We start from the raw sequence: 15,643 nt of genomic DNA on the forward strand, positions 1-15,643 counted from the left end.
GGAAAGTTCCCATGATAGGCGAGTTTGGCCCACACACCCACTGCGGCCTTATGCCTTGGGGTAGCCGGCTACCCCTTCTCCACCGCCGCAACGGCGTTAAGTAACCCGGCATCACGGTGATGCCCCGATTACTGACCCTGGAGACCCACTATGCCGTCACCCTCCCCCAGCGTGGCCAACACCGTCAGCGCGCTGTTCGCCGACCGCCCCCGTTTCGAAACCGTCGTGCAAGACCTGCTGACCGCAACACTGACTGCCGCTTACCCCGGCCTGACCCTGGATCTGCCCCAGATCCAGCTGGCCACCCCACATGCCTCCGGCGGCTGGCACTATGAGCCGCTCACGACAAAAGTCCTCGACTACCTGGCCAGCGGCGCGCCCGTGCCTGTCAGTGAGCTGGACTCACGTACCGCCTACCTCACCCAACAACCACCCCAGCGCCTGAAAACACCGGCGGGTACGCCATTGGATATGCAGCGGATCGCTACGCTGATTGAGGAACTGCCATGGTCCGTGCCCATCGCCCTGCAAAGCGCCCTGAGCGATTACTGGAACCAGACCGGCGAGGCCTCCCCGAGCCGCTGGCGCCAGCTCAGTGACACACTCCTGACCACCCTGCAGGTCACCGTCTTGAAACAACCGGGCTTGACCGACCTTGAGCGCGACACACTGCAACAGGTGGTCAACTGCCCCGACTACGACCAACGCCTGGCCCGCCATGGCCTGGCGCAAACCTACGCCTATGCTCTGGAAACAGACGTGCGCAGCGATGGCCAGGAGTCGCTGCTGCTCGGGCCGCAAATGCTGCTGGTGCGCACCGTCGATACCCAGGTCATCGTGCTGCTGTGCAAGCCGGGTGGACGTGTCGAGCGCTTTGCGTCAATTGACGCGTTCGGCCAGTATTGGGGCGCGAAACTCGCCAACGATTACCGCATCGACGCGCTGACCTGGCGGCGCTATGAGATCCAGGGCAACGTGTTCGACCACCAGGCCGCGCTGATCCTCAACCAGCAACTCAAAAGCCTCGAAGCGCTGCGCCTGCCCTGCACGCTGGGGCTGAGCACGCTGCAGGCGCTGTATGCGGAACTCAGCGACCCGGCGCAGTACTTTGTCGACGCGCCAGCCGGCGAACCGCAGTTCGAGCACCTGCTGCGCCCGCAACTGCCCGCCTGGTTGCAGCGCGCCTCGGTGGCCCAGCAACAGGCCTACCGTCAGCACAGCCTGGGGCTGGCCGCCTGCAAGATCCTCAACAAGGGCCGCACCTTTCTCAACGACATTACCGATATTCACGTCTTTACCCTGGACAAGCTGCGCCAGGTCCTCCTGCAGCAAGAACAACGCGTGCTGGCCGCCGGCGACACCCCCGCGCCGCCCGAGCGCTATGACCCCGACAAAGTCACGCTCACCTTCACCCACTATGCGGGCTATCCCGGCGCCCCCGGCATTGTCGATGTCACCCACATGAGCCTCACGGAACTGGCGCTGAAGAACCTGGTCGGGCAACCGCGTGGCACCTTGACCCTGGCCCATCGCGACGGCCTGGAACTGCCCGCCTGGCTGACAGCCGACTTCATCACGCGCACCGACGGCCTGATCGAAACCGTCGATATCGGCAAGCACTATCCCGACTTCCTCAGGCAACAATTGCTCGGCGGTACCCCGTCCGTCGAGGTACGCATGCAACTGTTTGCCGAGCAACTGCGCCACCAACTGCCGCTGCAGGCACTGGAACTGCATCTGCAACAACAAGGCGCCGTCAGCGCCACGGGCGCGCGCTATGTCGCGGCGCTGGTCCGGCCGCAGGCCAGCGCGCGTCGGGTAGATGAGCAAGCCGTGGCCATCCGCTGCCTGGCGCTGCTACGCAAAGCCGAAGCGGTGGCGGATGTGGTCGCCAACATGTTCATCATTGAACCGCTCGATAACACCCAGGGCCCTCACCTGCTCTACCGCCCGCTGTACCCCGACGCCTTATGCGAGTTCCCCACCCGCGAGGCGCTGCTGGACGCCATCGCACAGCCGGGAGCGTTGCAAACCAGCGTACTGACCTGGCTCAGCGACGAGGCGCGCCCAATCTACGACAACGGCGGTTTCCTGCTCCCGCATTATGTGCGTTTTGGCCAGGGCGACGAGTTCTCCGCCCTGGAAACCCCGGCGCCGGCACGCCTGGCCAACGACGGTGCCAGCAATGAATTGCTGCAATACCTGCTCAATGGGCAATTGATGCAGTACCTCTACGGCAGCAATGCACGGGCGCTGGTCGACCAGGCCAGCCACCAATCGGTGTCCACCCAAAGCAGTCGATGGGAGGCGCTACTGGAAACCGGGGGCGTGTTGTTCAATACGCTGCTGTTGCCCCTGTTGCGCGGGCCGGCCTTGCTCACCGCATGGCTGTTGACGCTGGCGACGAGCCTGCAACGCGACGTGCCCATGCTTGGTAGCACCGATCCGACCACACGGGAACTGGCGGCCGCCGATGTGTTGTTGAACCTGGCAAATGTGCTGGGTGAGTTGGCACCCAGGGCACCGAGCACTGCGCCGTTACCGTCCCGGCTCAAGGACCAGGCCCTGCGCCTGCCGGCCCCGCGTCGGTTGCCGGATCAGTGGCCGCAACCCAAGGCACCGAGGATCACCGAAGGCGTCGTGGTGATGTCCGGTGAATTTCCCGGCGAGCGCAGCACAGCCTTGGAGCTGGGCTTTGCCAGTGCCCGACAGCGTCTCACGGCGGCGCAACAGGCACGGCTGTCGCGCCTGCAAGTCCCGCGTCCGGCGATACTGCCGCCGCTCCTGTATGGCCCGCGCCGAGGGCTATATGTGCTCGACAACCAATGGCACGTATTGATCGAGCAACACCTCTACCGTCTCAACTTGCTGGAAGACGGCAGTACGGTGATCGTGGACCCGCTCGACAGCAGCCGTCAGGGCCCTTACGTAAAGGCTGACGATAGCGGCCGTTGGGCGCTCGACCTCAACCTGCGCCTGCGTGGCGGCATGCCGCCCAAGCGGATGGCGGCGGAACGTCGGCGCAAGGCCCAGCGAAAAGTGCAGTTGACGGACCAGTACAACGACTTCCTCGCCCAGCAAGTCGCGCTGCAACGCGCGGTAGACGTCTCGCAAAGCGTCATGGACCGCGCCGAACAGGACCCCCGTTTCACCGCCCAACAGCGCGCCGGCCTGCGACACCAGTTCAAAACCACCCTGGAGCGCCAGACCGATGTGTTCCGCCAGTTGCTGGAGACACTCGATGAACGTATCGAACACGGCATTGCACTGCGCGCCGAGACCGTGCTGACCCTGAGGGAAAACACCCTCAACAATGCCCGCAAAACCGTGGTGCTGGCTGAGCAGGACCGTGAGCAGCTCTACGCGGCTCACCGTCGTTTCACCAGCGGCGGCCTGCACCTGCGCCGCGTGATTCTGGAGCACTACGTCAGTTACCTGGCGTTTATCAAGGAACTGGCCGAGATCAATGAGCTCAGCCTGCAAAGCCTTGAGCTCAAGGACCGACAACTCGCGGCGCTGTATGAGCTGGGGCCGGACGGCGTGGCGGCCTTCGAGCGCCTGACCCGCGACCGCCCGGAAAACGAGATTACCGCCCTGGGCGTGGCAAAACTGCAATTGCTGAGCCTGCGGGTGTTGAGCATCAAGGACGCCGAGCTGGACCTGATGGACGGCCTCAACGCGATCATCGACCCACTGAACGTGCATGTGCGCTCCCATTCCGAACTCAGGACCCTGGAACTGACGGCAGTCGAACGTCGTGAAACCCTGGAAAGCCTGGTGGAGCGCTACGGGCAGGCGCTGGACGGCTTGCAAGGGCTGCGCGAGGTGAATGCCGATGAACTGGAAACCGGTTATTTCGACAGGTTGTTCAAACTCGTCGAAAAGCTCTACGACGACGCCACGCAACAGTTGGCCAGTGAAGTCAAACCCGACCCGGAACCCGTCAGGAAGCCGCCAAAACGCCCAAAGATCAGGGCTGGCCGGCCGCAGAAGAAACTCATCAGAACCCGCAGCGGCGCCATTGTGATCGGCGACCTGGCCCCCGCCGGCAGCAGCTTGCCGATTGACGTGGTCGAGGTGCGTGCGGAGGACAACAACCAAGTGATCGCCACGTATTCACGTCGTGACGAAGAGCTCTGGGATGAAGTGCGCGTCGTGCGCACGCCGGAACCGCCGGCCCCTGCCAGGCCCCTGAATGAACTCAAAGGCAAGGCGCGCAAGCTGCTCAGGCAGTTGGACGGTCACCTGCAAGGCGCCGAGCGTTACAAGACGTTGTGCCGACACCCGCAGGAAATCGAAGAGATATTGGGCAACGAGGCCGCCCGCCTCGGCAAAGCCGCCAACGAACTGGACGAGGTGCTCCAGGCACAGCCCGTCGAGGCACGGCTGGCGGCCGACCAGCGCCTGCTTGACGACCTGCGCCAAGGGGTCACTCGTCTTACCCGCAAAGGCCACGAACTGCGCACGGCGCTCAGCCTGGAACTGCCGCCCACCAGCGGCAACCTGCAATTTCTGTTCGATCAGGGCCTGGTGCAGGTCGCGCTGTTGGGCGGGCGCATCGCACTGACCGGTGTACGTAAAGACTTTATCCAGGAATACGCGATCAACGACCGCAAGGGTTATCCGCTGTGGTACGCGCATATTCACTACAGCACCGCGCAAACGCCCAAGGCCGACTACAGCGTGGCGCACCTCAAGACTGCCGCGCAACGTCGGCAAAGCTATTACACCCTGCTGGACAACGCCCAAGGTGCCCAAGCGGTGGTGGCGGTCCACCGCGGGATGCTCGGCAAGGCCCTGGCCGAGCGTTGGTTCCTGCCGTTAGCGCCGTAAGCAAAACGCCCGACGGTTGAGGTCGGGCGTTTATCCAGGACGCTAGAGTATCAGTGGGCAAACAACGAATTGCCCTTCTGCCCCGCCAGCTTCTCGGGTTTGATCAGGAACCGCGCCAGCGCCGGCAGCAGCCACAGCGCGCCGAACATGTTCCACAGCAACATGAAGGTGAGCATCAGGCCCATGTCGGCCTGGAACTTGATCGCCGAGAAGATCCAGGTGCACACGCCAATGGCCAGGCACAGACCAGTGAACAGCACGGCCTTGCCGGTGGACTTGAGCGTCTGGTAATAGGCTTCCTGCAACGGCAACCCAGCACGCAGGAAGCTCTCCAGGCGGCTGTAGATGTAGATGCCGTAGTCCACGCCAATGCCGACGCCCAGCGCCACCACCGGCAAGGTCGCCACCTTGACACCGATGCCCATGAACGCCATCAGCGCGTTGCCCAGCACCGAGGTCAGCACCAGCGGCAGCACAATGCACAGGGTCGCCGCCCAGGAACGGAAGGTGATCATGCACATGGTGGCCACGCACAGGTACACCAGGGCCAGGATGGTCAGTTCCGATTCCTTGATCACCTCGTTGGTGGCGGCCTCGATCCCGGCGTTACCGGCGGCGAGGATGAATTCCAGGCCGTCCTTGTTGTTCTCTTTAGCGAAGTCCTGCACCGCATGCACCGCGCGGTCGAGGGTTTCGGCCTTGTGGTCGTTGAGGAACACCAGTACCGGCGCCAGGGAGCAGGTGTTGTTGTACAGGCCATCGGCACGGGCGATGGAGTTGTTCAGCACGTCCGGGTTGCGCGACAGGGTTTCCCATTTCAGGTTGCCCTCGTTCATGCCCTTGATCATCTGCTTGGACACGGTCACCAGCGAGATCGCCGACTGCACGCCCTCGGTGTTCTGCATCTTCCACATCAACTGGTCGATGGGCGCCATGGCTTCATAGCGCGAGCAGCCTTCGGCCTTGGTCTTGACCATCACCACCAGCACGTCGGAGCTGGTGGAGTAGTTGCTGATGATGAAGTTGTTGTCTTTGTTGTAGCGCGAGTCCGGGCGCAGTTCCGGCGCGCCTTGGTCGAGGTCGCCGATCTTCAGGTTCTGGCTGTACCACAGGCCGCCACCAAAGGCGACCAGCGCCAGCAGGATCGAGACCGGCGCCACTTTGGCGCTGGCGAATTTGGACAGCAGGCGCCAGAACGGATGTTCGCGGTGCGCGTCTTTCTTGCTCCTGGCGATGGCGCGCCCGCTGATGCCGGCGTAGGAAATCGCCACCGGCAGCAGGATCAGGTTGGTGAACACGATCACCGCCACGCCGATGGAGGCGCCGATGGCCAGTTCACGGATCACACCGATGTCGATGATCAGCAGCGTGATGAAGCCCACCGCATCCGCGAGGATCGCGATCATCCCTGGCAGGAACAGTTGCCGGAAGGTACGCCGTGCGGCGGTCAGCGCGTTATCGGCTTCGCTGGATTGCAGGGCGATCCCGTTGATCTTCTGCACGCCATGGGAAATACCGATGGCGAAGATCAGGAACGGCACCAGCATCGAATACGGATCCAACCCGAAGCCGAAGAAGTGCATCAGCCCCAGTTGCCAGACCACCGCCACCAGCGTCGTGCTCAACACCGCGATGGTGCTGCGCAGGCAATTGGTGAACCACAGCAGCAGGATCAGGGTGATGACGAATGCGATGCCGAAGAACAGCACCACCATCACCAGGCCGTCGATCAGGTCGCCGACCTTCTTGGCAAAGCCGACGATGTGGATCTTGACGTTGGGGTTCTGCGCTTCGAACTTGTCGCGGATCTTGTCTTCGAGCTCATGGGAGAACTTGCGATAGTCCAGGGCCAGCAACTTGCCCTGGTCCTGCGGGTCCGGGTAGGACTCCAGCAACGGAATATCGACAATGCTGGATTTGAAGTCGTTGGCCACCAGGCGCCCGACCTGACCGGACTTGAGCACGTTATTGCGCAACTGATCGAGGCTTTGCGGCGAGCCGTTGTAGCTTTGCGGGATGACTTCACCACCGGCAAAGCCTTCTTCGGTCACTTCGGTCCAGCGTACGCTGGGGCTCCACAGCGACTTGAGGCCCGAGCGGTCGACGCCGGAGATGTAGAACACCTCGTCGTTGATCTGACGCAGGGTCTCCATGTAGTCCTTGGTGAAGATGTCGCCGTCCTTGGCCTCCACCGAGATGCGCACCGTGTTGCCCAGGTTGGCCAGGTCGTTGCGGTGTTCCATCATCTTTTCGATGAAGGGGTGCTTGAGGGGGATCATCTTTTCAAAGCTGGTGGACGGGCGAATCAAGGTCGCCTGCCAGAACAGGAACACGCTCACCAGCAGGCAGATCACGATCACTGCCGGGCGGTTGTTGAAGATCAGGCGCTCAAGAAAGGTCGCTTTATCGTTGTGATGACTGCTCATTCTTTGCCCGCCTTCTTATTGTTTTGTCGGTTCGGCGCCGGTGGAGGTGGCGACACGTACACCCCCCTGCCCGACCAGAATCAAGTTGCCATTGCCCGCCGCCGTGACCGCGGAGAGTGAAATACGGTCCGGGCGGTTGAACACGCTGAAGGTCTGGCCGTCGTCATCGCTGACCACCACGCTGCCGCCGTTGCCGACCACCACGATGGCGCCATCGCTCAGCAAGGTCGCCCCCGACAGGCCGAACTCCAGGGCTCCGCGCGCGGCGTTCAGTTCGACCTGTTCCCAGGTGCTGCCAAAATCGCTGGAGCGGTACAGGTTGCCGCGCAAGCCGTAGGCCAACAGGGTGCGCGGTTGCGCCGTGCTGATCACGCCAAACAGTGAGCCCTCGTAGGGGCCTTCGAGTTTTTCCCAGGTCTGGCCGTCGTCGCTGGAGCGGAACATGCTGCCCTGCTCGCCGACGATAAACAGGCCGGCGTCCTTGATAGCGGCGATGGCGTTGAGGTGGAACTGGTCTTCGTTGTCGAGGCGGTCGCTGACGTCCTCCCAGGTCTGGCCGCCATCGATGGTTTCGAGCAACGCACCGTAGGCGCCTACCGCCAGGCCGTGGCGAGCGTCGTTGAACCACACATCGAGCAAGGGCGCTTCGCGCTTGAGGTCCTGGTATTGCTGGGTCCAGGTGGCGCCGCTATCGCTGCTGGCGAGGATTTGCGCATCATGGCCCACGGCCCAGCCGTGTTTGTCATCGACGAAAAACACCGCCGTGAGCAATTGCCGGGTGGGGACTTTGGCCTGGGTCCAGTGGCTGCCTTGGTCATCGGAATAGAGGATATGCCCGCGATCACCGACCGCCACCAGGCGCGAGCCTGCGTGGACCACGTCGATCATCAGGCCCTTGGCGGCCTTGGGGGATTCAATCGCAAACACCGGCTGTGCGGCGGTATCGCTGGCTGCCAGCACGGGTGTGGACAACACCGCCCCTGCCAGCAACGAGAGCGCTGTGGCCAGCAACGCAACCCTGCGTGCGGCGCGTGGGCGGCAAACAACCCAACCCATGACAGGCTCACTCATAGACCTTCTCCCCTTTATTATTTTTTGTTAGGTCGTCTCGCCTTCCCGGGCTCTGAAACCTGCAATCTAGAGCGCCTGGAGGAAGCAGGAGCCATCCTATCGGGCTTTGGAATCGTCTGACAATCGGCGCTACGTTATCTTTTGTTAACTGGCGGCATTTGGCCAGATGGTGAATATAGCCGTATTCGCCAGGCTGATTGCGACAGGCGAATGAATTTTTATTCCACCATTGAAATTAGAGAATTTTTATTCCATTAATAGCCACCCCATCACAATAATTCAAAGGACCCACGGCGATGCGCGAACTCGGAATCGGCCTGATTGGCACCGGCTTCATGGGCCGTGCCCATGCACTGGCGTTCAACAATGCCCGCGCGGTCTTTGAACTGCCGGTACGCCTCACACTGGCCACCCTGGCCGATGCCGATAGCGAACGCGCCCAGCGCTGCGCCACGGCCTGGGGGTTTGCCCAGGCCCATGGCGACTGGCAAGCGCTGATCAACGACCCCAAGGTCGATGTGGTGGCCATCACCACGCCCAACCACCTGCACTACCCCATGGCCATGGCGGCGATTGCCGCCGGCAAGGCGGTGTACTGCGAAAAACCCCTGGCGGTCAGCCTGGAACAGGCCGACGCCATGCGCCGCGCTGCCGCCACCGCCGGGGTGGTGACGCGGGTGGGTTACAACTACCAGCACAACCCGATGATCACCTTGGCGCGGCAGATGATTGCCCAGGGCGAACTGGGCGACATCATCAGCTTCCAGGGCGAGTTCAGCGAAGACTTCATGGCCGACCCGACGGCGCCTTGGTCATGGCGCTGTGACGAGGCACACGCCGGCGGAGCATTGGCAGACCTGGGCAGCCACCTGCTGTCGATGGCGCGCTATCTGGTGGGGGATGTGGTCAGCGTGTGCGCCGATACCCAGACCGTGCATGCCACGCGCCCCACCGTAAAAGGCAGCAACGACCTCAAGGCTATCGCCGTGGATGACCAGGTGCATGCGCTGCTGCGTTTCGCCAACGGCGCACGCGGTACGGTGAGCAGCAGTTGGCTCAAGCAGGGCTACAAGAACCACCTGAGTGTTGAGATCAGCGGGACGAAAGGCACGCTGGCCTTCGACCAGGAACGCTTGAATGAACTGCGCCTGTGCCGTGACGGCCAGGACGGCTTCCAGCGCGTACTGGCCGGCCCTGCCCTGCCCGGTTACGCAGCGTTCAGCCCGGCGGCGGGGCATCAGTTGGGTTACAACGAATTGAAGACCTTGGAAGTGCAGGAGTTGATCATGGCCATGGCGGGGCAAGGTGCCGACGGCAGCGACTTTGAGGCGGCCTGGGCAGTGGAGCGGCTGGCGACGGCGATTCGGCTCGCCGCCCGAGAAGAGCGCTGGGTGAAAATAGAATACGTTTGAGTGACAATGCCAAACCTTCTGGTGAGCGCAGATCCACTGTGTGGCTTGCCTGCGATGGCCATAGGTATCTACACAACTTTCAGATCCTGACAAATCCCCCACAACAGCCCTATCTGCCGGGCGTTCAGCGTTGAGCCAACGTTGTGTAGATACCTATGCTGCGATGGCGATAAGTATCTACACCACTGTGTAGCAGCCAACGCTAACCACGATGCGAAGCGAGCCGCTCTTGATCTTGCTTTTGATCTCAGACGCCCCGTTAACCACGCTGGCCGCAATTCGATATTGATTTGGGGGGTAAACCGGCAGGGATGCCGGTTTAGCCGCCCCGCGCCATGGATGGCGCGTGGCGGCGGCCCCCCAAATCAATGTCGGATTACGGGCACACCGAGCCTGGGCGAGGTGCCGAGTGGTGGGGCGAAGCGTTTTTGGTTACTTTTGGCGCTCTTCCAAAAGTGACCCGCTGTAAGAGCGGAACCAATAGCCGCCGTTACCGCAGTAACGGATATGTACCCGATCTAATCCAACATCCTGGTCAGCTCTCAGACCGCCATCGCGGGCAAGCCCGCTCCTAAAGATGCAAGCTCGCTCGCCAAAAAAAAGCAGGCGGACGTTAACGCAATGCTCGCCGCAATACCTTGCCCACCGTGGTCTTGGGCAATTCAGTGGTGCGAAATTCCACATACCTGGGCACCTTGTAGCCGGTCAGGTATTCGCGGCAGTGGGCGAGGATCTGCTCCTGGGTCAGACTCGGGTCCTTGCGCACCACGATGATCTTGACTCTCTCGCCGGTCACACCATCTTCCACGCCGATGGCCGCGACTTCAGCCACGCCGGGGTGCAACGCCACCACGTCTTCGATTTCATTGGGGTACACGTTGAAGCCCGAGACCAGGATCATGTCTTTCTTGCGGTCGACCAGGCGGATATACCCGCGTTCGTCCATCACCCCGATATCACCGGTCGACAGCCAACCTTGGGCATCCAGCACCTCGGCGGTTTCCTTCGGGCGTTGCCAGTAGCCCTGCATCACCTGCGGGCCGCGCACTTGCAGTTCGCCCTGCTCGCCGATGTCGGCCAATTCACCGTCTTCGCGCATGAAGCGCACCCAGGTCGACGGCAATGGCACGCCGATACTGCCGGTGAATTCCATCTCGCGCATGCGTGAAATATCGATAGGGCTGATGCTCACCACCGGCGAGCACTCGGTCAGGCCATAACCTTCGATAATCGGCAGCCCGGTGACTTCCTTCCAGCGCTTGGCCACGGCGGTGTGGGTGGCCATGCCGCCGGCGATCACCAGGCGCAGTTGGGAAAAGTCCCGCGCGCAAAACTCCTTATTCTCCAGCAAACCGTTGAACAGCGTGTTGACCCCGGCAATGCCATTGAAGCGTTCCTTGCGCAGGATCATCTGCACGCGCTTCACGTCCCGCGGGTTGGCGATCAGGATGTTGCGCCCGCCCAGGCACATGAACATCAGGCAGTTCACCGTGAGGGAAAAGATGTGGTACAGCGGCAACAGGGTGACGTTGGTTTCCTGTGTGTGCTGGTCCAACTGGTCACCGACCCAGGCCTTGGCTTGCAACAGGTTGGCGATGATATTGCGGTGGCTGAGCATCACGCCCTTGGCATCCCCGGTGGTACCACCGGTGTATTGCAGAAAGGCCAGATCCTCCAGGCCCATGGTCACCGGCGAGTAGTTGAGCGCCCGCCCCTGTTTGAGCACCTGGTTGAAGCGCAGCGAACCGCGCAGATTGAAGGCTGGCACCTGCTTTTGCACATGGCGCAGAATGAAGTTCATCGCCGTGCCCTTGAAAGCGCCGAGCAGGTCGCCGATGGCCGCGATCACCACGCGCTTGACGCGGCTGTCGGCCACGACCTTTTCCAGGGTGTGGGCGAAGTTCTCGAAGATCACCACGGTTTCGGCGCCGCTGTCCTTAAGCAGGTGCTTGAGTTCATGGGAGGTGTACAGCGGGTTGACGTTGACCACCACCGCGCCGGCCAGGATCGTGCCCAGCAGGCAGATCGGGTACTGCAAGCAGTTGGGCATCATCAGCGCCACGCGGTCGCCTGGCTGCACGCCCTGGCCCTGGAGCCAGGCGGCAAACGCGATGCCTTGCACCTGCCAGTCGGCGTAGGTCATTTCGGTGCCGATGCTGACATAGGCGACCCGTTCGCGGAATTTTTCCAGGTGTTCCAGGAACACTTCACGCAACGAGGGGTAGGCCTCGATCCCCGCGTCAATGTCCGCCGGGACGCCGGGCAGGTAAGCGTTCAACCACACTCGTTCGGTGTGTTCCAGGCTGATAGCGTTCATGGCAGTCTCCTTGTTGTTGTTTTGGTTGCCGCTACTTTTCGACGATGGCGGTAATGCCCAGCCCGCCCGCCGCACAGATCGAGATCAGCCCGCGACCGCCGCCGTGCTCATGGATGGTTTTGGCCAGCGCCGCCAATTGCCGGCCGCCGGTGGCGGCGAAGGGATGGCCGCAGCCGAGGGAGCCACCATTGACGTTCATTTTCGCGCGGTCGATGGGCCCCAGTGGAGCGTCCAGGCCCAGGCGCTCGCGGCAGTAATCGGCGTCTTCCCAGGCTTTGAGGGTACACAGCACCTGGGCGGCGAACGCCTCGTGAATCTCGAAGAAATCGAAGTCGGCAACACTCAGCCCTTCACGTTTAAGCATGCGCGGCACCGCATAGGCGGGCGCCATCAGCAGGCCCTCGGTGCCATCGACGAAATTCACCGCCGCCGTCTCGCCCGTGCGCAGGTAGGCCAATACCGGCCAGCCATTGGCAGCGGCCCAGTCCTCGCTGGCCAGCAGCACCACCGAGGCGCCATCCGTCAGCGGTGTGGCGTTACCCGCCGTGAGGGTGCCGTTCTGGCGGTCATAGGCCGGTGACAGGCTGGCAAGTTTCTCCAGGCTGGCATCGGCGCGCAGGTTGTTGTCACGGGCCAGGCCGCGATGAGGGCTGATCAGGTCGTCGAAGAAGCCACGTTGGTAAGCGGCATCCAGGCGCTGGTGGCTGGTGAGGGTCAACTCATCCTGGGCCAGGCGCTTGATCTGCCAGCGCCTGGCCATTTCCTCGCAATGCTCGCCCATGGACAAGCCAGTACGGGGCTCGCCATTGCGCGGCAGCAGCGGCTTGAACAACATCGACGGACGCACCTTCGACAGCGCTTTCAATTTGCCGCCCATGCCCTTGGCGCGATTGGCCGCGAGCAAGGTGTGGCGCAGGGATTCATTGATGCCGATGGGCGCGTCGGAGGTGGTGTCGGCGCCACCGGCAATGCCTACCTCGATCTGGCCCAGGGCGATTTTATTGGCCACCAGCAAGGCGGCTTCCAGGCCGGTGCCGCAGGCTTGTTGCAGGTCATAGGCGGGGGTTTCGGGTGACAAGGTGGTGGAGAGCAACGACTCACGCGCCAGGTTGAAATCCCGTGAATGCTTGATCACCGCGCCTGCGGCGAACTCACCCAGGCGCTGGCCGTGCAGGTTGTAGCGGTCCACCAGGCCTTGCAGCGCGGCCACCAGCAGGTCCTGATTGCTGTCGTGGGCATACACGGTGTTGGAGCGGGCGAATGGAATGCGGTTGCCGCCAATGATCGCCACGCGACGGGTCGGGGCCGGGTTGAAGCTGTAGTCACTCATTTAACGCTCTCTTTGCAAATGAACAGCCCACGCATATGAGGTTTGTCGCCGGCAAAATTACGCACTTCGAACTCACGACGCAGGCCGCTCGCGGGTCGATTCCACAGGGCAACCTGGCCGGGCAGGAAGATCGGCAACTTGAAGTCGCAATGGGCCTCGGCCTGGTCCAAACCGCCCGGAGGTTGCTGGGCAGCCAGCGCCCGGCCCAGGGTCCACATGCCGTGGGCGATGGCGCGGCGAAAACCAAAGAGCTTCGCGCCGATCAGCGAAGTGTGAATCGGGTTGAAGTCCCCGGAGACCTTGGCAAAGCGTCGGCCCAGATCCGCCGGCAACACCCAGCGTTGCGTGCGCAACAGGCCGTCTTCCGGCAACGCCAGTGCGTCGTCCCACGGCTCACCCACGGGATTTTTCACGTCGCGCCGCAGGTACAGACTGTCGCTTTCCCACGCCAGGGTGCCCGCGCTGTAGGCCCGCGTGGCGATACTCAGCGCCTGGCCCTTGGGGTGGGCGACCCAGCGTTCGCAATACACTTCCAAGCGCAGGGCCTGGCCTTCGTGCAGGCGCTGGTGCTGCCGAATACGGTTGGCCAGGTGCACCATGCCGCTGGCCGGGTATGGGAAGCTCGGCCGGGTCAGCAGCATCAGGTGCAGCGGGAACGCCAGCACATGGGGATAGGACAACGGCACGCCCTGCTCGCGCCGGAAACCGCAGGCACGCCCATAGGCGGCGATGCCGGCGGCGGACAATTCCACGGCCGAACGCACCAGGCGTTCGCCGGGCAACACCGGGGCCCCCGCCAACGGGGGCTTGCGCAGCGCACGCACGCCCTCCAGCAGCAGGCGGCCGCGCGACGGCGGCGGGTCGATAATCTGCGTCACATATTCCATAGCGTTACGCTCCCAACAGGCTTTGGCCGCAGACTCGCACCACCTGGCCATTGACCGCGCCGGAGGCAGGGTGCGCCAACCAGGCGATGGTTTCGGCCACGTCGATCGGCTGCCCGCCCTGGCTCATGGAGTTCATGCGCCGCCCGGCTTCGCGGATCATCAGCGGAATCTTCGCGGTCATCTGGGTCTCGATGAACCCCGGCGCCACGGCATTCACCGTCACCTGCTGCGCCGCCGCGCGCGGCGCCAAACCGTGCACCAGGCCGATCACCCCGGCCTTGGAGGTGGCGTAGTTGCTTTGCCCGAGGTTGCCGGCGATGCCGGAAATCGACGACACACACACGATGCGCCCGCCGGGGTTCAGGCCCTGCTTTTCCAGGAGCGCATGGCTCAGGTGCAACGGCGCTTGCAGGTTGACCGCCAGCACACTGCGCCAGGCTGCTTCGGGCATTTTGGCGATGGTCTTGTCGCGGGTGATGCCAGCGTTATGCACCACCACATCGAACGCGCCGTGCTGGCTGACATGGGCCAGCAACCGCGCCGCCGCATCCGCGGCGGTGATGTCCAGTGGCAGCGCCGAACCACCGACGCTCGCGGCGGCCTGTTGCAACGCATCCCCGGCCTGGGGCACATCCACGCAGACCACATGGGCACCGTCGCGGGCCAATACCTGGGCGATGGCCAGACCGATGCCACGGGAGGCGCCGGTGACCAGCGCGCGACGACCGGCGAAGGGGCTTTCCCAGTTGACGTTGGGATTGCCGTCCACCGGTTTTTCCAGGCGCACCACTTGCCCCGACACGTAAGCCGAGCGCCGCGACAGGAAGAAGCGCAGGCTGCTGTCCAGCGCGTCTTCGGCCCCCGGCGCCACATAGATCAACTGCACGGTAATCGCCCGGCGCAGCTCCTTGGCCAGCGAGCGCACCAGGCCTTCGAGGGCACGTTGGGCGATGGCTTGAGGCACGTCCTGGCAGTGTTCCGGCGCGATGCCGAGCACGACCACGCGGCCGTGCTGGCCGAGGCGTTTGGCGTTGGCGTGGAAGAACACATAGAGCGCGTCCAGTTGCTCGGGATCGACCACGTCGCTGGCGTCATACACCGCGCCCTGCACCTTGACTGTCGACGGCGCCTGGAGCGTCGCCGGGGCGGCAGCGACCGTGTCGGTGGCGCTGAACAACCGTTGTACCTGCGCGGCCAGGCGCCCTGCCCCGGCGACGATCACCGGGTTGGCCAGCCCGTGCTGGCCGCTGCGATGGCGTTGCAACGGCAAGGGTTGCGGCAAGCCGACGGCCTGGGCCAGGCGACGGCCCCAGGCGGAATTGACGAAGGATAGGTAGCTGTCACTCATGGTAAGAATTCACTCACAA

General features: G+C 63.1%; 8 protein-coding genes. 2 read left to right on the plus strand and 6 right to left on the minus strand.

Annotated features, from left to right (window positions below):
* The first annotated feature begins 150 nt into the window (after window positions 1-150).
* Window positions 151-4,833 carry a coiled-coil domain-containing protein gene (locus AB4O05_RS19990; RefSeq protein WP_460135755.1) on the plus strand — a complete coding sequence of 1,561 codons (4,683 nt, stop codon included), beginning with the start codon at window positions 151-153 and terminating at the stop codon, window positions 4,831-4,833.
* A gap of 50 nt (window positions 4,834-4,883) precedes the next feature.
* Here AB4O05_RS19990 and AB4O05_RS19995 read toward each other — a convergent pair whose 3' ends face one another.
* Together AB4O05_RS19995 and AB4O05_RS20000 are read right to left on the minus strand one after the other, a co-directional pair.
* Entirely contained in the window at window positions 4,884-7,259 is a 2,376-nt protein-coding gene (locus AB4O05_RS19995) for an efflux RND transporter permease subunit (RefSeq protein ID WP_460135754.1), read from the minus strand.
* Window positions 7,260-7,274: 15 nt separating this feature from the next.
* Window positions 7,275-8,315 carry a WD40/YVTN/BNR-like repeat-containing protein gene (locus AB4O05_RS20000; protein WP_460137537.1) on the minus strand — a complete coding sequence of 347 codons (1,041 nt, stop codon included), beginning with the start codon at window positions 8,313-8,315 and terminating at the stop codon, window positions 7,275-7,277.
* Window positions 8,316-8,626: 311 nt separating this feature from the next.
* On the opposite strand from AB4O05_RS20000, the gene AB4O05_RS20005 reads away from it, so the two are divergent.
* Window positions 8,627-9,742 carry a Gfo/Idh/MocA family protein gene (locus AB4O05_RS20005; protein WP_460135753.1) on the plus strand — a complete coding sequence of 372 codons (1,116 nt, stop codon included), beginning with the start codon at window positions 8,627-8,629 and terminating at the stop codon, window positions 9,740-9,742.
* Between the two features lie 613 nt (window positions 9,743-10,355).
* Here the strand turns inward: AB4O05_RS20005 and AB4O05_RS20010 are convergent.
* The 4 genes from AB4O05_RS20010 to AB4O05_RS20025 are packed head-to-tail and all read right to left on the minus strand — an operon-like array spanning window position 10,356 to window position 15,624.
* Complete coding sequence (locus tag AB4O05_RS20010; RefSeq protein WP_460135752.1) at window positions 10,356-12,059, minus strand: AMP-binding protein; 1,704 nt, start codon at window positions 12,057-12,059, stop codon at window positions 10,356-10,358.
* Window positions 12,060-12,090: 31 nt separating this feature from the next.
* Window positions 12,091-13,389, minus strand: coding sequence for an acetyl-CoA C-acetyltransferase (locus AB4O05_RS20015; RefSeq protein WP_460135751.1), 1,299 nt, complete (start codon window positions 13,387-13,389; stop codon window positions 12,091-12,093).
* Window positions 13,386-14,276, minus strand: a complete 891-nt coding sequence (locus AB4O05_RS20020; protein WP_460135750.1) for a MaoC/PaaZ C-terminal domain-containing protein — start codon at window positions 14,274-14,276, stop codon at window positions 13,386-13,388. The genes AB4O05_RS20015 and AB4O05_RS20020 overlap by 4 nt, the downstream gene beginning before the upstream one ends.
* Window positions 14,277-14,280: 4 nt before the next feature.
* Window positions 14,281-15,624 (minus strand): 3-oxoacyl-ACP reductase, encoded by a 1,344-nt coding sequence (locus tag AB4O05_RS20025; RefSeq protein ID WP_460135749.1) that lies wholly within the window; start codon window positions 15,622-15,624, stop codon window positions 14,281-14,283.
* Window positions 15,625-15,643 lie beyond the last annotated feature (19 nt).

The sequence above is a fragment of the Pseudomonas sp. S1_G07 genome (genome assembly GCF_054668565.1).

Bases quoted from the DNA above. Each gene is read 5' to 3' on its own strand.
- AB4O05_RS20020 (WP_460135750.1), bottom strand. From the start codon at position 14,276: ATGGAATATGTGACGCAGATTATCGACCCGCCGCCGTCGCGCGGCCGC.
- AB4O05_RS19990 (WP_460135755.1), top strand. From the start codon at position 151: ATGCCGTCACCCTCCCCCAGCGTGGCCAACACCGTCAGCGCGCTGTTC.
- AB4O05_RS20010 (WP_460135752.1), bottom strand. From the start codon at position 12,059: ATGAACGCTATCAGCCTGGAACACACCGAACGAGTGTGGTTGAACGCT.
- AB4O05_RS20005 (WP_460135753.1), top strand. From the start codon at position 8,627: ATGCGCGAACTCGGAATCGGCCTGATTGGCACCGGCTTCATGGGCCGT.
- AB4O05_RS20015 (WP_460135751.1), bottom strand. From the start codon at position 13,389: ATGAGTGACTACAGCTTCAACCCGGCCCCGACCCGTCGCGTGGCGATC.
- AB4O05_RS20025 (WP_460135749.1), bottom strand. From the start codon at position 15,624: ATGAGTGACAGCTACCTATCCTTCGTCAATTCCGCCTGGGGCCGTCGC.
- AB4O05_RS19995 (WP_460135754.1), bottom strand. From the start codon at position 7,259: ATGAGCAGTCATCACAACGATAAAGCGACCTTTCTTGAGCGCCTGATC.
- AB4O05_RS20000 (WP_460137537.1), bottom strand. From the start codon at position 8,315: ATGGGTTGGGTTGTTTGCCGCCCACGCGCCGCACGCAGGGTTGCGTTG.